Raw genomic sequence first — 23,296 nt, 5'->3', positions numbered from 1 at the left:
TTCTGCATGGATCCATATCCCTGCGACAAAACCATATTCTTTTTGTTGTTACATTTTATAGATTCCTAAAAACAAAGACCTTTCAAAATTGAAAGGTCTTTGTCAGATTCACGTAACTAATCGAAATTAGTCACCTGCATAACCTTTTAGTTTCAAACGTGCAGCATGTAACAATGGCTCAGTATAACCAGAAGGTTGAACACCACCTTTGAAAATTAAATCAGAAGCTGCTTGGAAAGCGATATTGTTATCAAAGTCTGTTGCCATTGGTGTATACAATGGATCATCAGCATTTTGACCATCTACAATTTTAGCCATGCGTTTCAAGACTTCTTCAACTTGTTCACGTGTAACGATACCGTGACGTAACCAGTTTGCAACGTGTTGTGAAGAAATACGTAATGTTGCACGGTCTTCCATTAAACCAACGTTGTTGATATCTGGAACTTTAGAGCAACCTACACCCAAGTCGACCCAACGAACTACATAACCCAAGATACCTTGACAGTTATTTTCAAGTTCATTGTTGATCTCTTCAGCCGACCAGTTAGTCTCTGGAGCAAACGGAGGCGTTAACAAATCATCTAAAGAAAGCATTTGTTCAGCTTTTAACTGATCTTGACGTGCTTTTACATTCACTTGATGGTAATGCATCGCATGTAGAGCAGCACCCGCTGGTGATGGCACCCAAGCACATGATGCACCAGCATTTGGATGTGCAGCTTTAGTCGCTAACATATCTTTCATACTGTCTGGCTTAGGCCACATACCTTTACCAATTTGCGCCTTACCTTGCAAACCACACTCTAAACCAATTGCTACGTTACGGTTTTCGTAAGCTGCAATCCATTTTTGTGTTTTCACTGCTTCTTTACGAACAACTGGTGCTGCTTCCATAGAAGTATGGATTTCATCACCTGTACGGTCCATAAAACCAGTGTTAATAAAGATCGTACGGTCTTTAGCAGCCTCAATACAGTTTTTCAAGTTAACTGATGTACGGCGCTCTTCGTCCATAATACCGATTTTTAAAGACTTCGCTGGTAAGCCAATTGCTTGTTCTGCACGTTCAAACAATTCAACTGCAAATGCAACTTCTTCTGGTCCATGCATTTTTGGTTTAACGATATACATTGAACCTTTACGAGAGTTCTTGTTCTCATTTTGACCACGAATATCAGCAACACTGAGTAACGGTGTTACCAAAGCATCCATAATGCCTTCAAAAATTTCTTCGCCATCGACCAAAATAGCAGGGTTCGTCATTAAATGACCGACATTACGTAGAAGCATTAACGAGCGACCATGTAAAGTTGTCGTACCACCAATCAAGTTTTTAATGGTACGGTCTTTATTTAATGTACGAGTAATGGTCTTGCCATTTTTCTCGATCGATTCTTGCAAATCACCTTTCATTAGGCCCAACCAGTTACGGTAGCCTTCTACTTTTTCTTCAGCATCAACAGCAGCAACAGAATCTTCTAAATCCTGAATCGTTGTAATTGCTGCTTCAAGAACTAAATCTTTAACACCAGCAGTATCTGTTTTACCCACTGGGCTTGCCGCATCAACTTCAATAATGACATGTAAACCATTATTGAGTAGAACAACTTCTGATGGATTCGCCTCTTCACCATTGAAGCCAACAAATTGTGCTTCATGTGCTAAACCCGTTGTAGAACCATCTTTTAAAGTCACAACAAGTTTATTATTTTCCACTGCATAACGTGTAGCGTCTGCATGTGAACCTTGTGCCAATGGGAAAGTTTCGTTTAAGAAATTTTTAGCAAATGCAATAACTTTGTCACCACGTACAGGGTTATAGCCTTTACCTTTTTCTGCGCCACCTTCTTCTGAGATTACATCGAAGCCGTAAAGTGCATCGTATAAAGAACCCCAACGAGCGTTTGCCGCATTTAAGCAATAACGCGCATTACGCACAGGTACGACCAATTGTGGACCTGCCAATAATGCAACTTCTTCATCAACATTTTCTGTGCTGATCTGGAAATCTTCTACTTCTGGTACCAAGTAGCCAATTTCTTTAAGGAAAGCTTTATAAGCTTCTAATTCAAATGTGTTGTTGCGGTGCCATTGATCAATTTTAGCCTGAAGATCTTCACGCTTAGCTAAAAGCGCTTTATTTTTTGGGCTAAGATCGACAACGACTTGCTCAAAGTTTTTCCAGTATGTTTCGCTGTCCAAACCAGAACCTGGTAAAGCTTCATTCTCGATGAAATCGTAAAGTTCTTTAGCAATCGCTAACTTACCCTTTTGAATACGTACAGTCATTGTCTTTCCTGATATTGCTACTTTTTATAACAAGAGATTCCAGTATACCTATTTATACTTTTCTGAATACGAATATCACATTCCTAAATAGTAAGCATTTTCTGTGCAATAAATATTGACTTCATCAAATAAAATCCTATTTAGTTTGTATTATCACGTTCATGAATACTCTTTTTACAGTGTATTAAGTTTTTGAAATGTCGAAATTAGACTTAAGTTCAGCGTTACTTCGAACCTGCCTCATTTCTTGAATTTTTACTTGTTTTGAGGTATTCACATTTCCTTATACAAGAAAAAATGTTGATTTAACATACAATACTTTCACCCATAAAAAAACGCCATTTAATGGCGTTTCTTTATTTATTCGTTAAAATCTTTGGCAGATTTCTCAATGAGTCGGTGTTCTGAATGCAAATAGTCATCGGATTGCATTTCAAGTAAGCGCGAACGTGTCCGTTCAATTTCAAATGCCAACTTTTCACCTTGATAAATATCAATGATCGTGTCTTGCGACGTCAGCAACAATTTGACTCCGCGGTCATAAAACTCATCGACTAAATAAATGAATCGGCGCGTCCCTTCCGACAGGTAATCAGTTAAATGCGGGACATTACTTACCAGTACCGTATTATAGATATTCGCAATTTCAATAAAGTCGGCTGGACTACGAGGTTTCAAGCACAGTTCAGAAAACTCACACCACAATACATCTTCAGTATGACCAATAGTTTCTACCAGACGATTATTGATCACAATTGGTTCTTGCGACTGATGCTGAGTTTGGGTCAATGCTGTAAAACGCTGAGCAATCCAAAGTTTATGGTCATGCGTTAATGGATGTTTAAACAGTTGTGCCTGCTTGAGTACACGCAAACGGTAGTCTACACCCGCATCTACATTTAAGATGACACAATTCTTCTTCACCATCTCAATAGTTGGAATAAAACGATCTCGATGAATCCCATTTTTATACAAACCATCTGGCGCAATATTTGATGTCGCAACCAAAGTCACACCACGGCTAAACAACTTCTGGAATAACTCACTCAGAATCATTGCATCCGTAACGTTGGTAACGAAGAATTCATCAAAACAGATAATCACTGCATCTTTATAAATTTGATCTGCGACCGCATCCAAAGGATTACGCTGACCAGACAATTTATTCAGCTCACGATGCACATGTTGCATAAAGTGATGAAAATGCATACGTGTTTTACGACGGAATGGAATCGAATCATAGAACTGGTCCATCAACCATGTTTTACCTCGACCCACACCACCCCACATATAAACACCTTGTGGAGATGTCTGACGACGGAAGCGACGAAATGCTTTCTTTGATGCCTTATAGCGTTGAATCAGTTCTTGCCAGACGCGATCTAACTCGTGCACAGCCTGCGCTTGAGCTTCATCAGGCATAAATTGCCCCGAAGCTAAGGCTTGTGCATAACGTTCAGCTGGTGATAAAGGAGCAAAGGCGGTGCTGTGAAGATTTAAATCCGACATATCTTGATTACTATTTTGGTCTGACGAAAGTATAACGAAAATTGGAGAACAGTAAATAAAACTTTGGCATGAGTCCAAGCACTACTTGGAATATTGCCTTGGACTACGCCCAAACCATCGTTTAAATGCATGGTTAAAAGCAGCAGGCTCAGAATAACCCAATAATTCAGCAATCATTTCAATGGTGTACTCCTGATATTCAATTAATCTTAGAGCCTTTTCCTTAATTAATTGCTCTCTAATCTGTTTATAACTGCTATTTAACTGCTGCAACTGGTGTCTTAACGTACGTTCAGGAATATGTAATGCTTGTGCTGTTTTCGCCATAGTCGGAATAACACCTTGCTGTAAATCCAAATAATCCTGCACACGCTCTACCAAATCAGGCACTGCCGATTGCTGAGACAATCGCTTCATTTCAGCCTGACATTTATAATCATAAATACGGAAGGTCATCTGATCAGCCGAAGGAATTTTAATATCCAAAACTGCTTCATCAAACCAAAAAGCGGCATAAGACTTTGAAAATGTAATGTCCAATCCATAGTACGCTTGATACATTGCCAAAATCTCGGCATTTTCAGGTGGATCAAAAGGCAGCTCAACTTTAAGCTGAGGTACGCTTAAGCCCATCTTCTTATACAACTCTTGAATAAATTTGTATGTCCCTGCCAATTCAGATTGCGCACGCAACATATTTAGTTCATCGGTTAAATCATTGGCTTCATAACACAATGCCACCTGATGATTCTGAAATTTTAAACTCAGTTTAGCCGTAAGATGTGTTAAAGGTTGATATGCAATGACCTTTTCAAGTGCAACTCTAATATTATCACTGGTCACCAATAACATTAATAAAGGACCATATCCAGCCAATGCATAATGTTGCCCAATATTTAAGCCTTGCTCAGAAGAAATATGCTCACCTAAGACCATCAATACATCACGTTCCAAACTGGGCTGAATAATGGCAGTTGGATCCAACGCATCCGCACTTAAACCAATACTTTTTAATTGCTGATCGATATCAATCCCAGCTTTACGCATCGCTTGTATTAAATACATGAGACTGAGAATCGATCTTTTCATATTTGTGTCAATAAAGATAAGAACCCTTTTTTAACCCAATTCTTTGTATTTGAAAATTGCCGAATCTATCAAACTACAATCGTATATAAAGATATACTTCTTTATTAGACTTGTGCCGAACCTCAAAAATCTTGATTTACCTTTGCATGAGTCACTGCAACATTCGCACACTTAAGCTATGATGGCACAACACCAAATTTTCACTTTACCTATGCAAGCCTTTATACTGATATCTCAGCTTCTTTTGTGCTTAGCCGCTGGATATTTCTTTGCAAAAAAAATTCCAAGTAGTTTGATCAAACTATCTTTTAAGGTCTTACCTTATTTTTCATATTTGCTTTTGATCGGCATTAGCATGGAGTTTACCCATGCCCTTGAAAATATTCACGACTCTTCTCAGATATTAAGCAGTGCAACCGCATTGGCTTTTTTTACGACAATAGGGTCATTTTTATGTTGCTTTGCGCTTTATAAATTTATTGGCATACAACCCGTTTCAGGCAAAATCTCACTTACCCTACTATTCAAATCTTTCATTAGTATTTCCTATGCTTGTATAGCCTTAGCTGTAGGATTTCTTTTAGCAAAAGTACTGGAAAATATAGGAATTCCAATCCAAGTAAATACATGGTATCTACTACTGGTTTTCATGTTCTTGATTGGACTCGATCTTGCATTCAGCCCATTAGATCGCTCTTGGTTAAATTTTAAAATTCTTTTAGTGCCTATTGGCTGTATTATTGGTTCTATTATTGGGGCCTTGCTGTGTAGTATTTTTCTAGAACAACTGCAACTGAAAGATCTAATTATGCTGTCCCAAGGTTACGGTTTCTACTCCATGAGCGGAATTGTCGTTTCAGAACTTAAAAATCCTGCTCTAGGTAGTATTGCTCTCATTAATGATTTATTTAGAGAGATCTTTGCAATCATTCTCATGTATTGTATTGGTTGGCGTTATCCGCGTTCAGCGATTGCTTCAGCAGCAGCTACTGCAATGGATGTTTCGCTTCCAATGGTCAAGCAAGCTTGTGGTAACGACTTTATCCCTCATGCCATGGTCAGCGGTTTTATTCTCTCTATTCTTGCACCCATTGCTGTTAGTGTACTTGCTGCACTTTAAGAAAAAGATAAGCCCTTGGTATTGATTTTGATAGTTAACACCAAGGGAAATGAATAAAATCGAACCAGACGCACTACAGATCTATATCAATATTACCAATAATATCACCTATAGCTTCAATGATGGCAGATCCGATATCTACCAAATCAATTCCAGATGACCAATCAGTAGAAGACTCTTCTTTCTTTTCTTCAAGTAACTGCGTTTCTTCTAAAGTGTTCTGCAACGCGGCAACATGCTCTGCATCACCAACCTCACTAAGCTCAAACATTTTTTTATTTTCCATCTATTCACCTTTTTAATGTTGTATTCATACAACAAAGCCTTTCTTTCGAAAGGCTTTTTTCGATTATTCGCAATATTAAAGATTAAAGTGTTGCCAAAATATCTTTTAAAGTTTGACGTGGATTTTCAGATTTTGTAATTGGGCGACCAATGACCAAATGCGTAGAACCATCTAGCATCGCTTGTTTTGGCGTAACAATTCTCTTTTGGTCATCCGCATTAGCACCTTCAGGGCGAATACCCGGCGTCACCAAAGCAAAATCTCGACCTAACAATTCACGCAACATTTTTGCCTCTTGCGCTGAACACACCACCCCATCTAAACCACTATCTTTCGTTAAAGCTGCTAGACGCTTTACTTGTTCAAATGGCTCAACATCCAAACCAATATCACGCAAGTCTTCACGACCCATTGATGTCAGCACAGTCACAGCAATCAGTTGAGTTTGATAACTCCCAGCCTTTAAACGCTCCACACAGGTTTCCATCATCTTACGGCCACCTGAGGCATGTACATTCACCATCCACACACCCAAATCTGCTGCTGCACATACAGCTTGTGCCGTGGTATTCGGAATATCATGAAACTTCAAATCCAAGAAAACTTCAAAACCTTCTGCGTGTAAAGCTTTGACTACCGATGGACCCTCGTGAGTAAATAACTCTTTACCAACTTTTACTCGACATAATGCAGGATCTAACTGCTCTGCAATGTGCAATGCATCAATTTGGCTTTTAGCATCTAGTGCAACAATGATACTCAAGAGAATTTACCTTTGATTAGACAAAAAGAAAGCCCATTATAATGGGCTTTTATTATCGTTTGTTACATCAAATACAGTTTTTTCATGCCTTACGTTCGCAGCTGCCTCAGCAGCCGCTAATTGCGCAGCTTGAATTTGTTCTTTTCGAAGGTGATCAATATCTTTACGTAAGCGTTTAATCTCCCAACTTGTCTGAAACACTCGGAATACTTGTACACCAAGCAATAATCCGACCACCACACCCAAGGCTAAAGTCAGTAATAAAACTAGACCTAAGCGCATAGCTGGGACTTGTGTAAATAACAAATCGACCGTGACTTCAGTACCGTTCTGTAAAACCAAAGCCAAGGAATAACCAAATAAAATGATTAATATGGCGACCAATACATAACGCATATACACCCCTCTTATTATTAATCTATAGCTTCATTCACCGCGTCACGTAATGCCTTACCAGGTTTAAAATGTGGAACTGCTTTTGCTGCCACTTCAACAGATCTTCCTGTTTTCGGATTGCGACCAATTCGTGGTTCACGATGATGCAAGGCAAAGCTACCAAACCCGCGAATTTCAATACGACTATCAGACGAAAGTGATGCAATCATTTGATCAATCATGATCTTAACAGCTTCTTCCACTAAAGGCTCCGCTAAGTGCGGGTTTTTTAGGGAAATACGCTCAATTAAGTCAGACTTATTAAGAGCTTCAGTAGTCATCGGCGACCTCTTTAATTATCAAGCTACTTTGTACCTAAACTGATAATAACCTGTTTAAATACAAAACGGTAGCGCAATAATTAAATACTACGCTACCGTTTACAGTATTTGTGTAAAAAGTATTAGTTAAATTACATTAACAATACAATTTATACGACCTACTTAGTGGTTCATTTGAGCTTTGATCAAGTCACCAATAGTCTTAGGACCATTTTCTTGAGAAACAGATGTAGTTTTCAAGTTAGCAACAGCTTCTTTCTCTTCAGCTTCGTCTTTCGCTTTGATAGACAAGTTGATAGAGCGAGATTTACGATCAACGTTGATGATTTTAGCTTCTACTTCTTGACCAACTTCCAAGAATTTAGTTGCATCTTCAACGCGATCACGGTTGATTTCAGAAGCTTTTAATTGAGCTTCTACTTCGTCAGCCAACTTAACAGTAGCGCCTTTAGCGTCAACTGCAGTTACAGTACCTTTAACCAAAGCACCGCGTTCGTTAGCAGCTAAGAAATCGTTGAACGGATCGCTGTTCATTTGCTTGATGCCAAGGCTGATACGGTTGCCTTCAGCGTCTACAGACAAGATAACAGCTTCAACAGTGTCACCTTTCTTGTAACGACGAATCGCTTCTTCACCTTGTTCGTTCCAAGAAATATCAGACAAGTGAACTAGACCGTCGATACCACCTGGTAAACCGATAAAGATACCGAAGTCAGTGATAGATTTGATCGTACCAGAAACTTTCTCGCCTTTGTCGTGGTTCTTAGCAAACTCTTCCCATGGGTTAGCACGAGTTTGTTTGATACCAAGAGAAATACGACGACGCTCTTCATCAACTTCAAGAACCATAACATCAACTTCATCACCAATCTGAACAACTTTAGATGGGTGGATGTTTTTGTTAGTGTGGTCCATTTCTGAAACGTGTACTAAGCCTTCAACGCCTTCAGCGATTTCAGCGAAGCAACCGTAGTCAGTTAAGTTAGTTACGCGAGCTTTAACGATTGAACCTTTAGGGTAACGGCTCATGATCGCTAACCATGGATCTTCGCCTAATTGCTTAAGACCTAAAGATACGCGGTTACGCTCTTTGTCAAATTTAAGTACTTTAACAGTAACTTCTTGACCAACTTCAACAACTTCTGATGGGTGCTTGATACGTTTCCAAGCCATGTCAGTGATGTGAAGAAGACCATCGATACCGCCAAGGTCAACGAATGCGCCGTAATCAGTAAGGTTCTTAATAGTACCTGTAACTGTTTGACCTTCTTCAAGCTGAGCAAGAAGAGCTTCACGGTCAGCTGAAGATTCAGCTTCCATAACAGCACGACGAGATACAACAACGTTGTTACGTTTCGCATCAAGTTTGATTACTTTGAATTCTAACTCTTTACCTTCAAGGTGAGTCGTGTCACGGATAGGACGAGTATCTACCAAAGAACCTGGTAAGAATGCACGAACTGGACCGATGTCAACAGTGAAACCGCCTTTAACTTTACCAGAGATAACACCAGTAACGATTTCGCCATCTTCAAAGATTTTTTCAAGTTTAGTCCAAGTTTCAGCACGTTTCGCTTTTTCACGTGATAAAACAGTTTGGCCCATACCGTTGTCAAGAGCTTCAACAACAACATCTACTGTATCGCCAACTTGAACTTCAAGTTCACGTTGTTCGTTTAAGAATTCAGCACGGTCAACAACGCCTTCAGATTTAAGGCCAGTGTCAACTGTTACCCAGTCAGAGTCGATGCTTACTACAACGCCCTGGATGACAGCACCCTTTTCAACGTTGAGGTTTAATTCACTTTCTTCAAAGAGGGCTGCAAAAGATTCGGTCATGATATACCCGATAAAGTATGCGGTCTTGGATCAGACAAGGCCGTTTTAGTTACGCGTCTACATAGTCTTTTATAAACTGATCAAGCTATGCTTTCGCTAAAAATTTCTTTACTTAGCTAACTGCTTGTCGATATATTGAGTCATCAGGTTAAACACTTCATTAATGTTTAACTCAGAGCTATCAATAATCAAAGCGTCTACTGCGGGTCTGAGTGGAGCGACTTCGCGTTCCATATCTCGTTTATCGCGAGCTTCAATATTAGCTAAAATGTCGTTTATTTTAACATCCAGCCCCATACCCTGCAACTGTTTTACCCGACGCTCAGCTCTGGATTGTGCTGAAGCGGTCAAATAAATCTTCGCTGGCGCTTCTGGAAAAATTGAAGTTGCCATATCTCGACCATCTGCAACCAAGCCTGGCGCTTGTGCAAAGGCACGCTGACGCTCAAATAATGCCGCTCTAAGTGCAGGAATTGCAGCGACTTTTGATGCTAATTCGCCTACACGTTCAGTACGAATGGTTTGAGTGACATCTTCGCCATCTAACAAAATCTGTGTTTCATTTGGGGTTGTTACAAATTGTATGTCTAAATTTGTTGCAATTTCAGCACAACGGTCAATTTGAGAATCAATTTCTTCTAATAGGTTTTGCTTATGCAATGACAGTCCGAGCAACCGATATAAAGCACCAGAATCTAATAAATGAAATTGATAATGTGCAGCTAATTTAGCAGCTAGAGTACCTTTGCCCGAACCACTAGGGCCATCAATTGTAATAATTTTAACTGTCATTACTTTTCCGTTATGCCTTACACAGATTTCGCGAGTTTAGAAAAACCTAGTTTAATCGCAGAATTAAGCTGTGCAAGGATTAATTTACTGACAAAAGGAACGCGTGCTTGTAATTCAATCGTATACGTCACCAATGTTGAATCTGGCGTCAATGCTTCAAACTCAATAATCCCGAGATGGTGTTTAATGAGTGGATTCTGAATAATTTTATATTCAATACGCTGGTTTTCTTGCATTAATGTTATTTTTTCACGCAAAGGCTTTACAGGACCAATCCCCATTCGTCGAACTGAACCTAAGCCATCTGGTCTTTGTGGATCCTTTGAATCCACTACACGCTCGACTTGAATCGGTGCGAAAGCTACATTATAAGTCGCATGTTTTGCTAGCAAATCAAAAACTTGTTGAATTGGGGCTTCAAATTTCTTTTTAACTTGAATTGAATTCATATATACATCCATCTTGACAATTTTTATTGTCATTAAATTCTACATGAAATTGACTTAATTAATCTGAACCATCAAGTTTTTCTTGTCTTTTTTGCTCTTTCTTCTGCTGACGACGCATTCTAAAGAAATCACTCAATTGCTGAGAACATTGCTCCTGCAAACATCCAGAAACCACTTCAAACTGGTGATTATAATAGCCCGTTTCCAATAACTTACGTGCACTCACCAAAGAACCCGCTTTAGGTTCAGTTGCTGCAAACACCACTTTAGCAACACGCGAATGAATTAAAGCCCCGACGCACATGGTACAAGGCTCTAAAGTTACATATAAAACTGCATCTGAAGGTAGTCGGTAATTTTGAAGTTTGTGACATGCCTGACGAATCGCTTGGATTTCCGCATGTGCTGTTGGATCAGTTTGTGAAATGGGGGCATTATGACCCACTCCAAGAATTTGATTCTGACTGACCAAGACAGCCCCCACAGGGATTTCTTGCTGTGAAGCGGCAATAGCAGCCTGCTCATAAGCAAGCTGCATCCAATATTCATCGGAATAAAGTTCAAATTCCGTCATTTAATTAGGCAATCACACCATACTGTTTAAGCAATTGATTCCAACTTTCAATCGTCGTGACAGGTGGATTTGCAGATAAGATGCCTTTTAAGGACAAATCTGCTCCTTGAGTCCATTCTGGAGCCAAATCTTTGTCCACCAAACGTGCGCGAACGCCTTCCACGAAGTCAGCATGACGAATTTTCCAATCAGAAATTTGCGTTTCTAACTCAAATACTTCATTCCAAGAGTGAATCTGCTTACCCCATTGCCATAACAACCATGTTAGCGCAGCAGTCGCAGGTGAACCTTTTTGTAAATTTTCACTGGCTTGACGCAACCAATCGCTACGGGCATCTCTCAAACCAATGATCGATTCATAATCATGTTCAAAATTTACACCACGACAAACGCTTTGGATCACATCCAAAGAGTTTTGTAACGGACCAGGTCCTACAGGTCTATGCAAACTGTTTAAAGTATCATCAATTGCGCGAAAGTCCCCTGCTGGGTAGTGCCCCCAATCAATATTGACTAGCTTATCAAGTACCTTATCGCGATGTGCATCACAAATATGCGTTGCCCAACCAATACTATAAGCACCAGCAGCCGTCATAATTGAGCCTGTTAAACCTGTAAACAACCCAATCGCACCACGATCAGCCAAGAAACGTGTTGCACCCACATCAGGATATAAACCAATATTAATTTCAGGCATTGCCAAACGCGAATATGGTGTCACCATACGAAAAGGAGCTGCCATAAACAGGCCTAAACCGCCACCCATGACATAGCCTTCACCCCAAACCAATACGGGCTTCGCATAGTTATGCAAAAGCAAATCAAGCGCATATTCCTGTTCAAAGAATTTGTTTGCTGAATCAACTTCTGAATTAATGACCAGTTGGCGTAATTTACGGACATCCCCACCCGCACAAAATGCTTTTGGTGTCGTAGAATCCAGCCAAATCGCCTTTACGCGATCATCATGATGAAAATCTTGGAATACTTCTAACAACGCTGAGACAATAGACTCATCTAGCGCATGTAGAGACTTCGGACGATTTAAGCGCACAATACGCCAACCGTTAATTGCTTCTTCAACAAGAATATCAGGATGATAACTTTTTAATATGGGAGAATGTGTCATGCGTCCAGCTGCCAATTTATAGGCTCAATGCCATTATGTTTGAGATAATTATTTGTTTTTGAAAAAACTTTACATCCAAAAAAACCGCCACGATTTGCAGCCAGTGGAGATGGATGTGCCGCTTTTAAAATTAGGTGCTTATTAGGATCTATTCTTTGCCCTTTCCGTTGAGCATATGCGCCCCAAAGAATAAATACTATGTGTTCACGTTGTTCATTTAACACATCAATCACATGATCAGTAAAATTTTCCCAACCACGCTTTTGGTGTGAAGTCGGTTGACCCGCCTCAACAGTAAGCACGCTGTTTAGTAAGAGCACACCTTGTTCAGCCCAATGCGTTAAATCACCGTGACGAGGAATTTCAACACCTATATCCGCATGTAATTCATGAAAAATATTACGTAAGGATGGAGGCAATGCAACACCTCTTTGCACAGAAAAACTTAAACCATGTGCCTGATTTGGTCCATGATATGGGTCTTGCCCTAAAATCACCACCTTAACTTGCTCTAAAGGTGTTGTATTAAACGCATTAAAAATCAAGCTACTCGGTGGATAGATTTCTTTCTGCGCTTGTTTTTCTGACACCAAAAAATCTCTTAACTCATCCATTTGTGGGCTGAGTAAGAAATCACTGAGTCCATATTTCCAACTGGCATCAAGCTGAACTTTATCCAACTTGTGTAGTTGTTGATCGGTATAAGACATGCTTATTTCCTAATCCCTTTGAGTTCTTTCTTAATGTGTAAATTAAATTTTTACTTGTAAATCCACGCTCGGATTTTGGAATTTAAAGCCCTGTTTCAGCTTTTCATACATTAAAGGGTCAGTCCATTCTGATTGTACTTGTTCAGAAAATACAATTTCATCTAAGGACAATATTCCCATCTGTTTATTATCAATATCTTCTAAAAAGCTTTGTGCATAACCTGTATCAGTTTCATGCACAATTACAGAATAGACTTCTACATCACCTTCACCATTTTGTGTTTCGGTTGATGCCAAAATCTGTTGTGCTAAAAAGAAGAAAATACGAGAAAATTGTTCTGCTGAAGGTGAAACAGGTAAGGCTACCCAACGTGCACTAAATTGTTTACACGCCTGAATATACTCTGGGTCATCATGCTGCCAAAAACAAATTGCATGATCAAAACTATCAAAAATGTCTTTGATTAGCCCTTTAAGCAAACCAAAGTCATATACCATTTGACCATGATCCAACTTCGAAGCTTTAAGTAGTAATTCAACTTTATAGCTATGCCCATGAATCGAACGCTTGCAGCGGTCTGATGTGCAATTTCGCACTATATGCGCATTTTCGAACTTAAATAACTTACGAATTAACATGTGCCTTAACGGTATCAGTCATCAATGAAATAATATTAATTATAGAACAAAAGTGACCTAAAGCACATTAATTTTCCCATTTATCACGATCGGTCCTTGAGATTTACCTATTCGGGAGCAAGCGACCGACTCAGTACATAAACTTTCTTATCTTCTCTCAATAAATTTGTTTGAAATTGACGCTTCCGTTCACTCAGCACAACTTCAATTTTTGCACGAAAGTAATTCGACTTTACCCCAAGTAAACTTTGAACTGAGCTTCGTGTATTAGCGTTAATTTGACTAAAAGGCGCTAGCTTCCAGAACTCATCCAGATTAGCAAAATGCTCTATATTCTGCTGTTTAGTCTCCAAAGCTACCTGCACAGTTTTTACATCTAAATGTTCATCCAAACTCGCCAATACAATTGCAGGTGCAGTATTAATATTCAACTTGGTCTCTTTAACCGAAATAGCACTGACGTATGGTGCAATTTTTAGGTATTTCTCACCTTCAAACCCTCGGACCATTTTTAGCTCATCAATCGCATGAAATTTCGTATTTGCTGGCAAATAGGCATTATTGAGCCCTCGATAATAGCCGTCTTCTGCCCCCATTGGTCCTATATTTTCATTATCAGCATCTTGCCAGTCAATTACGGCTTCACTTAATTCTGCTGTCAAACCCACATTCAGCAGTAGTCGTTCAAACCATTGCTTTGCAGCGACATTCACTTGCCCCGAATCATCAATAAGACTATTCAGATTAAATTTGCCTGATTCATCGTAAAGCTGCCCTGTCACATAGCCATCTTCAACAGGGAATGCAGGCATAGGCTTTGCCCAATTTTCTTGTAAGAAATCGACATCACCTGCATTTTCAGCATCTTCAATCAACAATTCCGAAAAAAAAGTTTCCGCACTTTTTGCATACCACAATGATTGATTCTGTCTCATCAGATAAGCAGTATTGTCCGCGGTGAACTTTTGGCGCTGACCAATGGTTGCAGCCAAAATAGTAGCTAAAGCCACCATCACCAATATCGTGATTAATGCGATACCCTTTTGCTTATTCATTTAACATCCCATTGTGTCAGTCACCCAAAATACACTGCACTTTAACTTTTTTGCTTCTGCTCTAAATAATCAGTATTCAGCAAACTAAATATCCACTCATACGCAACACCATTGACCGTTAGATTTATTTTTATTCCTTTTGGCAGTCTCTTTTTTTGCACCAAATCGTCTTGCTGTTGCGCAAATTCAGGCCATGAGAAGAGTTCATTTGGATTCAACACACTTACTTGAAACTGTTCAACATTTTCAAGTAATACACTTGATTCTGGCTGCATTTGTGATGCTGCATTCAAACCACGCGTACGCAATCGGTTTATGCGCTGCGTATCTGCTTGATATTGATATTGAATGCGTTCCTCGGCTGGAATGCCCTGTAATAGCGGATCAGTGACACCAATTTTACTAAAAACAAAACGATCATTTTGCAGAACCAAAGCAGGTTCAATTTCACCATTTACATTTGAGGCAAGCGGTGCAATTTGAATACTGTCTTTCAAAATTTGCTGGTAAGCTTGTTGTAAATTCGCCAACTTCTGCTCATGTTGAGCATTACGCTCTTTTACTTTTATTAAATAATCAAAAACTTTCCAACCCAAAGCAGACAAAACTGCAAAAATTGCGATAGCAACCAACAGTTCGACCAAAGTAAAACCAGCGCGTTTTTGCATGATTATGTTCTATTATTAAAAAAGACCAGATGGGTAACTCCCGCTTCGGCCTTACCGGTTTCCGTATTAAACAAATGCACTTGTATTTCTACGCGTTGCACATTTGGACTAATCGTAGACTGTGCACTTTTCTCTATCTGCCAATGCTCACCTTGTTGGGATAACTGTTCAGACTGTGTACCATCCAACCATTCACCTTTGATTTGCATTTCAGCGATTTCATTCTGCGCAACAAATTGAGCTTTGGTTCGTAAAATCGCTTGTGCTGTCGCTTGTGTATATTGCATTGCGACTTTGGTCAATGCCATCGCCGCAGTTGCGAAAATTGCCAAAGCCACCATGACTTCTAATAGTGTAAACCCTTTAGATTTCATTAATTTTACCTAAATGGTCAATTTCAATTTCAGGTCCAATTGGCTGTTGTGAATAATAAAATTGTATTCTTACTGGTTTGACTTCACCATTACCCAACCAAATTAATTGGGGTGCTTTAGCATCCAACAAAGTTGAGTTCTGTGCTTTATCATATTGATAATCTGTCGATTGTATTTGAAAACTGACATTCTCTGGCAAAGGTTGTATTTTAAAAACTGAATATTCTGTCCAAGAAGACTGATTCGCGACCGTATTCACTTCAGTTTTTGCAGGATGATATTCAACAACCATATATCGAAAAGGATTTACATCTGTTGCAGGCTGTACATTTAAAGCCAAAACAAGCGATTGATCATTCGACTCACGAGCAATACGTTGCACATTCATAATGAAAATTTCACGCGCTTGCATCGCTTTACGCTGATCAATCCCGCCAAAATTCATCATGATTAATGAAGTAACAATAGCGACCACCACAATGACCACCATCACCTCAATCAGTGTAAAACCTCGACTCGAAGCGCGTTGATGGTATTTCATTATTTGAACGTCTACGAACTAACTTGTTTGGGTAATGCAAGGGCTTGGTCAATATACGCCACGCGTAAAGTATCACGAGAGCCAAGATAGCGTTGATAGAAGCTAGAATTCAAAATTGCAGCAGCACCATAGGTTAAAGACCAAATTGATGCCAGATAATCACGCACAGACATCAAACTCTGAATAGAGCCCAAATAGGTTTCTGTCATATTAATAATGAGTCGCAAACGATGACGCCGTACTTTGTACAACTCACTAAATAAATGTTGAATGCCTTGACCTGTAATAGAAAGGCGTTCTTCTATTTGATGAAAAAGCACTGTCCGTTCAGGATGATGAAGATGATGAAGCATAAAAAATGCGAGATGTTCAGGAAAGGCTTTTTCCGAGTCCATAATCATCTCTAGCAACATACGCTCATTACGAATGATGAGCAGCATATACAGTTCATCTTTACTTTGAAAATGCTTGTAGAGTGTGCCTTTTGCTAAATCAAGCTCAGCAGCCAAAGCATCGAGAGTCATGCCTGATTCGCCATTTTCAAGCAATAATTGCTCAGCTACTTGGAAAATTAAAGTTTCTCTTGCTCGAAACTGAGCTTGACGATCCATCTTCACTCTACACTCTCTTCAATTCTTATATTCAGTCTAAAGCCACACAATCTATTACTTTAATTGCAGCAAGTTTTCAAAATTTTGCGTGGTAATCAATGCCATTTCTTCCAGCGACTTATCATATACATCAGCCAAGGCTTTGGCTACATATGGCACATATTTTGGTTCATTTGTTTTACCACGATAGGGCACTGGCGCAAGATATGGGCTATCCGTTTCAATCAACACGCGATCTAAAGGAACTTGCTTGGCAACATCTCTTAAATCTTGCGCATTTTTAAAAGAAACAATGCCTGAAAAAGAAACATAATAGCCACAATCTAAAACAGCTTTCGCTGTGGCCCAGTCTTCTGTAAAACAATGCAAAATTCCATGCGTCGACTTTTCCGCACGAATAATATCTACTGTGTCATGCTTAGCCGAGCGAGTATGTACAACGACAGGCTTTTTCACAATTTGTGAGGCTTGGATATGTCGAGCAAAACACTCTTTTTGTTCTTGAATAAAGTCTGTACTGTGAAAATAATCCAATCCAGTTTCACCCAATGCCCAAACCTTGTCTGCTCGGGCTAGCTCCACCAAATAGTCAGTTGTTGCACGCGCCATCGTACCTGCATCTTCACAAGGATGCACACCCACGGTATAGCCCACATCGGCATGGCGTGCGGCAATTTCAGCTAAAGCAATATGGTCATCTAGATCGACCGAGATACTCATAAATTTGGTAACGCCAGCCTCTCGCGCTTGCGCCAAAGCCAGATCTAAATTTCCATCATATGGCGTCAGATCAAGCATAGTTAAATGACAATGAGTATCTACAAACACAATTTTTTCCTATTTTTAAACCATATTACATGGTGTAACTATAACGACCTTCGACCTTAAAACCTGCGAGAATTTTTTCAGCTTCGGCTTTAAAGAAAACACCTTTTTCACCCGATAATTGCATACCAAAACCTTGAGGTTTGATGCCGTTTTGTTTCTGCGAAATCCAAATCACTTTACCTGTTAGAGGTATTTTTTGAGATTGTTCTGGCAATGTCGTGAGTACAAAAACCTCATCCCCTAATTTTACAGCTTGTTTTGAAGGAATAAATAAACCGCCGCCTACGACATAAGGCATATAGGATTGGTACAATGTTTCCTTATCTGGAATGTTTGCCTGAATGATACCGCCCATACGTGGTTGCATTGTTTTCCCCTTTAAACATTCATTAGTTTTATACACAGTTGATCGAGTACTAAATTTGTTTGTACGTTTTGCTCAATAAACTGCTTGGACTGTTGCAAATCTGAATATAAATTGAAAAGCATTTCTAAAGAATATTGCTCAGAAAGCTGTACCAACTCCAAATCTATATTTTTAATTGGTTGATTTAGCTTGACACAAATCAGGTCAGCCAACAAGTACTCAAACATGCGACTAAAATCATCAAATGGCAAGGCTTTCTGCCATTTGGTCGCGATTGCCATTGGCATATTTTTATCATGAAGTAATTTTTGCCAATCATTTAAAAAATCTTGACGTAAATTCAACCATTGACTTTGTGCCAACTCTAAAGCTTGTAATGGCATATCGTTCGACAGATTCAACAACAGCGTCAATTGCTCTTGTGAAAGTTCAGAAGCAAGATGTTCTGCCAAGTACGTCCGTGTTTGCTCCGTGCTAATTCGATCAAGTGCAAAATGCTGTAATCGACTGCGTATCGTGGCAGGTAATTTTAAATAATGTTCCGCCATAAGAATAATGAGAACACGATCACCTGGCTCTTCTAATGTTTTCAAAAGTGCATTAGCAGAAGCCGTATTTAACGCTTCTGCTGGATCAATCACAATCACCCGCCAACCATCTACAGTTTGTTGTACAAATGGCAATAATTCTCGGATTTTTTCAATCTTGATTTTTGCGTTTTGCTTTTTATTCTCTTCATCCGTTGAAATATAAACATAATTTGGATGTGTATCCGATTTCAACCACTGACAACTACCACACTCCCCACAAGGGGCATTACGCAAATGACGTTGTTGGCACAAAATCCACGCCAAAAAATATTGGGTAAATGCTTCTTTACCACAGCCTTTTTTGCCATAAAACAATAAGCCATGTCCTAACTGTGGGAAACGTCCTGTTAAGGTATCCCACACATGTTGTTGCCACGGAAACACTTGCGGTTGAATATCGGTTTGCATCATCAATCTATCTTATTCAAAATGTGCAACATCCATGCTGTTTAAGCGATCCAAATCCGCTTGGGTATCTACACCTGGCGGTAAATTCGCTTCTGCAACTGCAATTGCAATACGATGTCCATTTTCAAGCACACGCAGTTGCTCAAGACTTTCTAGTTTTTCTAAAACACCCATGTCCCAAGTCACATATTCTTGTAGCAAGCTGACACGATAAGCGTACAAGCCTAAATGGCGAAATGCCTGATCATGCAATACTGGATTGACAAGTTTCGCTCCATCACGATCATAAGGAATCGTTGCACGGCTGAAATAAAGTGCCTGATTAAACTTAGACTTAACCACCTTCACGATGCTGTCACGCTGGAATTCATCTAGACTATGTATTGGCTCACACAAAGTGGACATCGAACAATCTGGTTGCGCAACCAAAAGCTCTGCCACCTGCTTGACCAATGTCGCAGGCAATAATGGCTCATCACCCTGCACATTGACAATGATATCGTCTTTATCCCAGCCTTTTAAACGTGCCACTTCACTTAAACGGTCTGTGCCAGATGGGTGGTCTGCACTGGTCAGTACAACATCTACACCTTCCGCGCGACATACCTCTGCAATACGCGCATCGTCTGTCGCCACACATAAATCATCAAAACCTTGCACTTTTTTGGCTTGATCAACCACACGTAAAATCATGGGACGACCATGAATTTGCAATAATGGCTTACCAGGAAGTCTTGAACTGGCAAAACGCGCAGGAATGACGATATGTTTCATAATTCACTCTTATTCAATTGAAATGCCTAAATCAGCCAATTGCTGATTTAACACACGATAACATGCACTAGACAGTACAGCTTCAACAGGCACTACCCAAATTTCACGTTTAAAATCTGGATGTTGTTTTAAAATAGACAGCAGTTTAACTGCATCTTTTTCCGTGGTAATAATCGGATTGCTATCTTCAAACTGTAGATCTGTTAAATCATAATCATAATGATCTGGAAATTCATGACACTGGAACTGCTGCACACCTAAGGACTCAAGGGTACGGTAAAAACGTTGTGGAAAGCCAATACCCACAACTGCATAAAAATTTTGTTTAGAGTCAAAGCTTCGAATTTCATCTGTATTCAGCAAATAAGGTTCAGCAACCTCTAAATGCATGTTCAGTTCTGTTTCTGGCTGAGCGGCATGTTCAATCACAGTACCTGTATTCAAACGACTTTTCGGTTCACGCAAATAACCTTCTGGCAACAATTTTTCATTGCCCAAGCCACGATTACGATCTAATACAATCCACTCAAGCTGCCGCGCAAGCGCATGATGCTGCAAACCATCATCACTAATAATCAAGTCCAACTCATGCTTAGCCAACAGCAACTCTATGCTTTGTTGACGACTTGAACCCACCACCATCGCAGCGCCAGTAGATTGTACAATCAGGCAAGGCTCATCACCCACTTGTTCAGGTGTAGCATCTAATCCCACAAATGCAGGGAATGGCCCTTTCCCCCCATAACCACGACTGATGATACCTACACGCACATTCTTAGATTGTAAGTAATTCACTAAATGGATCAATAGCGGTGTCTTTCCACTCCCACCCACAGTAATATTACCAATAATCATGACTGGCACTGGCGCGGTATAAACGGCTTTTATACCTTTTTCATAAAGCTTTCGATTAAACCAAAACCCAAAATGATACAAGCAAGACAAAGGACGTAGCACAATTAACCACTTTGCTTGTCTATTCCAAGCATTTTGAATAAGTTGTGCTACTGACATTGCTTAGTTTTCCTCAAAATTACGTTGATGTAACTGGAAATATGCCCCACGCTTCTGAATCAATTCGGCATGTGAACCATGCTCAACAATACGGCCCTGATCCATCACTACAATGCGATCTGCATTTTCAATTGTTGATAATCGATGTGCAATAACAATCGTGGTGCGATTTTGCATCGCCGAATCAAACGCTCGCTGAATAAAGTATTCAGATTCGTTATCTAATGCGCTAGTTGCTTCATCTAAAATTAAAATCGGTGCATTTTTTAGAATCGCACGTGCAATTGCAATACGTTGACGTTGACCACCTGATAGATTCAAGCCTTGCGCACCGAGTTGTGTATCATAACCCTTGGGTAGTGCCATAATAAAATCATGTGCATAGGCCGCTTTTGCGGCAGCAATTACTTGTTCATCTGTCGCATCTTGCAATAAACCATAAGCAATATTTTCACGTACGGTACGGTTAAACAACACAACCTGCTGATTCACCATCGCAATTTGCGAACGTAAGCAATTGACTTCAATATCATCAATTGCGTATTGATCTAATAGCAATTGACCCGAACTTAACTCTTGAAAGCGCGGTAACAAATTAACTAAAGATGTTTTACCCGCTCCTGAGCGCCCAACCAATGCAACTGTTTCGCCAGTTTTGACCTGCAAGTTAAAATCATGAATGGCATGATGACCATCAGAATAAATTAAATTGACATCCTTAAACTGGATATTGCCTTGTAAGACAGGTGTTAAAGTCCCTGTATTTTTTTCTTCTGGTAAATCAATTAACTCAAAAACAGAATGCGCCGCTGCCATACCACGCTGTAATTTTTCATTCACATCGGTTAAAGCTTTAATTGGCTTACTCAGCATACCTGCCGCAGTAATATATGCGACGAATTCACCCGCAGTTGTATCCCGTAAAATTTCAGGACGCAAAGCAATCCACATGATCGTAGCCATGGCAATGGACATAATGAACTGCACGATTGGGCTGTTCAACTGCTGCACCACCACCATTTTCAATCCACGCTTTAGGTTTTCAATAGACGTCGCTTTAAAACGCTCTTGTTCAAAAGCCTGTCCACCAAAGCCTTTCACCACTACATTACCATTGACCGTTTCTTGCACCACATGGTTGACGTCACCCATCGTGTCTTGCACTTGTAATGACAATTTACGCATACGTTTTGATGCTTTACGAATCAACAAGCCAATTAGTGGTGCGAAAATAAGAATAATCAGGGTTAAGCGCCAGTTGGTATAAATCAAATATCCCAACAAGCCCAAGGTTATTAAGCCTTGCTGCACAATGGTCTTTAGCGAGTCAGATGAAGCAGCGGTTAACTGCTCCACGTTATACATAATTTTGGCCGTGATATGACCACTAGTATTGTCTAAGTAGTATTGCGAAGGCAAACGTAATAACTTGGCAAATACTTCCTGACGAATATCAAAGACCAAATTTCTCGAAATAACAGCAGTAAAATAACCACCGATAAATGAGCCCACACCACGAAAGAACATTAATAGCACAACCAAAAACGGGATAAGGTTAGTAAAACTCTGATCCCGATGTTGTATGGCTGTGATAATTTTTTCTAGCAACTTAGCAATTGATACTTCGGTTGCTGCATTAATAGCAAAACCAATGACGATTAAAATCGCTACGCCCCAAAATCGCTTCAGATAGCTCAGAAGACGTAGATAGACCTTGAAATCCTGACTCACTAATAACCTCGAGATGGTACTTTGGTACTGATATTAATATTCACAAAACCGAGTTGCCCTGCAACATCCATCACACGGATGACGTCTTGATGCGTAGCTTTCGCATCAGCAGCAATCACAAACATTAAATCACGTCGCTCATTAGAAATCTGTTTAATTGCAGTACTTAAATCAGCAACTTCTTTACTCGACAAGGCCTGTCCATTGACGGCATAGTGCCCTGAAGAGTCCACAATCACTTCAATCTTTTGATTGTATTGCTTCGGTGGAACGCCTTGCGCATCGGGCAAAGTCAAGTTCATGCGACTGAACTGATTAAATGTGGTTGATAACAGCAAAAACACCAAGATAAACAGTAAACAATCTATCATTGGTGTCAAATTAATATGAATATCTTCAACTTGCCTACGCTTGAATTTCATCTTCCA

General features: G+C 39.8%; 27 protein-coding genes. 1 reads left to right on the top strand and 26 read right to left on the bottom strand.

Annotated features, from left to right (window positions below; all coding sequences use genetic code 11):
* Positions 1-126: 126 nt before the first annotated feature.
* From DCO44_RS02140 to DCO44_RS02130, 3 genes are all read right to left on the bottom strand, one after another.
* Positions 127-2,292 carry a malate synthase G gene (locus tag DCO44_RS02140; protein WP_116758976.1) on the bottom strand — a complete coding sequence of 722 codons (2,166 nt, stop codon included), beginning with the start codon at positions 2,290-2,292 and terminating at the stop codon, positions 127-129.
* Positions 2,293-2,652: 360 nt separating this feature from the next.
* A complete protein-coding gene (gene zapE, locus DCO44_RS02135; protein WP_116758975.1) occupies positions 2,653-3,801 on the bottom strand; it encodes a cell division protein ZapE in 1,149 nt (382 codons plus the stop codon).
* An 81-nt stretch (positions 3,802-3,882) separates the two neighbouring features.
* Positions 3,883-4,890: an AraC family transcriptional regulator gene (locus DCO44_RS02130; RefSeq protein ID WP_116758974.1), complete on the bottom strand. Its 1,008-nt coding sequence runs from the start codon at positions 4,888-4,890 to the stop codon at positions 3,883-3,885.
* Between the two features lie 211 nt (positions 4,891-5,101).
* On the opposite strand from DCO44_RS02130, the gene DCO44_RS02125 reads away from it, so the two are divergent.
* Positions 5,102-6,010 carry a lysine exporter LysO family protein gene (locus DCO44_RS02125; RefSeq protein ID WP_116759015.1) on the top strand — a complete coding sequence of 303 codons (909 nt, stop codon included), beginning with the start codon at positions 5,102-5,104 and terminating at the stop codon, positions 6,008-6,010.
* A 73-nt stretch (positions 6,011-6,083) separates the two neighbouring features.
* On the opposite strand, the gene DCO44_RS02120 is transcribed toward DCO44_RS02125, so the two are convergent.
* The 23 genes from DCO44_RS02120 to DCO44_RS02010 all read right to left on the bottom strand — a co-directional run bounded on the left by DCO44_RS02120 (position 6,084) and on the right by DCO44_RS02010 (position 23,290).
* Positions 6,084-6,296, bottom strand: a complete 213-nt coding sequence (locus DCO44_RS02120; RefSeq protein ID WP_116758973.1) for a hypothetical protein — start codon at positions 6,294-6,296, stop codon at positions 6,084-6,086.
* 82 nt (positions 6,297-6,378) lie between these two features.
* Positions 6,379-7,059: an orotidine-5'-phosphate decarboxylase gene (gene pyrF / locus DCO44_RS02115; RefSeq protein WP_116758972.1), complete on the bottom strand. Its 681-nt coding sequence runs from the start codon at positions 7,057-7,059 to the stop codon at positions 6,379-6,381.
* Positions 7,060-7,095: 36 nt separating this feature from the next.
* Positions 7,096-7,455 (bottom strand): lipopolysaccharide assembly protein LapA domain-containing protein, encoded by a 360-nt coding sequence (locus tag DCO44_RS02110; protein WP_116758971.1) that lies wholly within the window; start codon positions 7,453-7,455, stop codon positions 7,096-7,098.
* Between the two features lie 17 nt (positions 7,456-7,472).
* The gene (locus DCO44_RS02105; protein ID WP_116758970.1) at positions 7,473-7,775 is read right to left on the bottom strand and encodes an integration host factor subunit beta; all 303 of its coding nucleotides are present in this window, start codon (positions 7,773-7,775) and stop codon (positions 7,473-7,475) included.
* A 162-nt stretch (positions 7,776-7,937) separates the two neighbouring features.
* Positions 7,938-9,614, bottom strand: a complete 1,677-nt coding sequence (gene rpsA, locus DCO44_RS02100) for a 30S ribosomal protein S1 (protein WP_116758969.1) — start codon at positions 9,612-9,614, stop codon at positions 7,938-7,940.
* A 108-nt stretch (positions 9,615-9,722) separates the two neighbouring features.
* Positions 9,723-10,406 carry a (d)CMP kinase gene (gene cmk, locus DCO44_RS02095; RefSeq protein WP_116758968.1) on the bottom strand — a complete coding sequence of 228 codons (684 nt, stop codon included), beginning with the start codon at positions 10,404-10,406 and terminating at the stop codon, positions 9,723-9,725.
* Between the two features lie 17 nt (positions 10,407-10,423).
* Positions 10,424-10,855: an SRPBCC family protein gene (locus DCO44_RS02090; RefSeq protein ID WP_116758967.1), complete on the bottom strand. Its 432-nt coding sequence runs from the start codon at positions 10,853-10,855 to the stop codon at positions 10,424-10,426.
* 58 nt (positions 10,856-10,913) lie between these two features.
* Positions 10,914-11,429 carry a tRNA adenosine(34) deaminase TadA gene (gene tadA, locus DCO44_RS02085; RefSeq protein ID WP_116758966.1) on the bottom strand — a complete coding sequence of 172 codons (516 nt, stop codon included), beginning with the start codon at positions 11,427-11,429 and terminating at the stop codon, positions 10,914-10,916.
* Positions 11,430-11,433: 4 nt separating this feature from the next.
* Positions 11,434-12,558 carry an enoyl-CoA hydratase/isomerase family protein gene (locus DCO44_RS02080; RefSeq protein WP_116758965.1) on the bottom strand — a complete coding sequence of 375 codons (1,125 nt, stop codon included), beginning with the start codon at positions 12,556-12,558 and terminating at the stop codon, positions 11,434-11,436.
* On the bottom strand, positions 12,555-13,268 hold the full coding sequence (gene ung / locus DCO44_RS02075; RefSeq protein ID WP_116758964.1) for a uracil-DNA glycosylase: 714 nt from the start codon (positions 13,266-13,268) through the stop codon (positions 12,555-12,557). Before ung ends, DCO44_RS02080 begins: the two co-directional genes overlap by 4 nt.
* A gap of 42 nt (positions 13,269-13,310) precedes the next feature.
* Positions 13,311-13,907: a 6-pyruvoyl trahydropterin synthase family protein gene (locus tag DCO44_RS02070; RefSeq protein WP_116758963.1), complete on the bottom strand. Its 597-nt coding sequence runs from the start codon at positions 13,905-13,907 to the stop codon at positions 13,311-13,313.
* 107 nt (positions 13,908-14,014) lie between these two features.
* Positions 14,015-14,962, bottom strand: a complete 948-nt coding sequence (gspK, locus tag DCO44_RS02065) for a type II secretion system minor pseudopilin GspK (RefSeq protein WP_116758962.1) — start codon at positions 14,960-14,962, stop codon at positions 14,015-14,017.
* A gap of 41 nt (positions 14,963-15,003) precedes the next feature.
* Entirely contained in the window at positions 15,004-15,630 is a 627-nt protein-coding gene (gene gspJ, locus DCO44_RS02060; RefSeq protein ID WP_116758961.1) for a type II secretion system minor pseudopilin GspJ, read from the bottom strand.
* Positions 15,631-15,632: 2 nt separating this feature from the next.
* Positions 15,633-16,004 carry a type II secretion system minor pseudopilin GspI gene (gene gspI, locus DCO44_RS02055; RefSeq protein ID WP_116758960.1) on the bottom strand — a complete coding sequence of 124 codons (372 nt, stop codon included), beginning with the start codon at positions 16,002-16,004 and terminating at the stop codon, positions 15,633-15,635.
* Positions 15,994-16,545: a prepilin-type N-terminal cleavage/methylation domain-containing protein gene (locus tag DCO44_RS02050; RefSeq protein ID WP_116758959.1), complete on the bottom strand. Its 552-nt coding sequence runs from the start codon at positions 16,543-16,545 to the stop codon at positions 15,994-15,996. Before DCO44_RS02050 ends, gspI begins: the two co-directional genes overlap by 11 nt.
* Before the next feature lie 11 nt (positions 16,546-16,556).
* The gene (locus DCO44_RS02045; protein WP_116758958.1) at positions 16,557-17,156 is read right to left on the bottom strand and encodes a TetR/AcrR family transcriptional regulator; all 600 of its coding nucleotides are present in this window, start codon (positions 17,154-17,156) and stop codon (positions 16,557-16,559) included.
* Between the two features lie 54 nt (positions 17,157-17,210).
* Positions 17,211-17,984, bottom strand: coding sequence for a TatD family hydrolase (locus DCO44_RS02040; RefSeq protein WP_116758957.1), 774 nt, complete (start codon positions 17,982-17,984; stop codon positions 17,211-17,213).
* 25 nt (positions 17,985-18,009) lie between these two features.
* The gene (locus DCO44_RS02035; protein ID WP_116758956.1) at positions 18,010-18,351 is read right to left on the bottom strand and encodes a PilZ domain-containing protein; all 342 of its coding nucleotides are present in this window, start codon (positions 18,349-18,351) and stop codon (positions 18,010-18,012) included.
* Positions 18,352-18,362: 11 nt separating this feature from the next.
* Positions 18,363-19,349 (bottom strand): AAA family ATPase, encoded by a 987-nt coding sequence (locus tag DCO44_RS02030; RefSeq protein WP_116759014.1) that lies wholly within the window; start codon positions 19,347-19,349, stop codon positions 18,363-18,365.
* 12 nt (positions 19,350-19,361) lie between these two features.
* Positions 19,362-20,123 (bottom strand): 3-deoxy-manno-octulosonate cytidylyltransferase, encoded by a 762-nt coding sequence (kdsB, locus tag DCO44_RS02025; protein WP_116758955.1) that lies wholly within the window; start codon positions 20,121-20,123, stop codon positions 19,362-19,364.
* A 9-nt stretch (positions 20,124-20,132) separates the two neighbouring features.
* On the bottom strand, positions 20,133-21,137 hold the full coding sequence (gene lpxK, locus DCO44_RS02020) for a tetraacyldisaccharide 4'-kinase (RefSeq protein WP_116758954.1): 1,005 nt from the start codon (positions 21,135-21,137) through the stop codon (positions 20,133-20,135).
* Between the two features lie 3 nt (positions 21,138-21,140).
* Positions 21,141-22,868: a lipid A export permease/ATP-binding protein MsbA gene (gene msbA, locus DCO44_RS02015; protein WP_116758953.1), complete on the bottom strand. Its 1,728-nt coding sequence runs from the start codon at positions 22,866-22,868 to the stop codon at positions 21,141-21,143.
* Positions 22,868-23,290, bottom strand: a complete 423-nt coding sequence (locus DCO44_RS02010) for an ExbD/TolR family protein (protein ID WP_016167675.1) — start codon at positions 23,288-23,290, stop codon at positions 22,868-22,870. The genes msbA and DCO44_RS02010 overlap by 1 nt, the downstream gene beginning before the upstream one ends.
* Positions 23,291-23,296: the final 6 nt, after the last annotated feature.

Source organism: Acinetobacter sp. AM, from assembly GCF_003105055.1.
Classification (GTDB): domain Bacteria; phylum Pseudomonadota; class Gammaproteobacteria; order Pseudomonadales; family Moraxellaceae; genus Acinetobacter; species Acinetobacter tibetensis.
The sequence above is the reverse complement of the archived record's forward strand: the minus strand, read 5'-3'. Positions and strand labels throughout refer to the sequence as shown.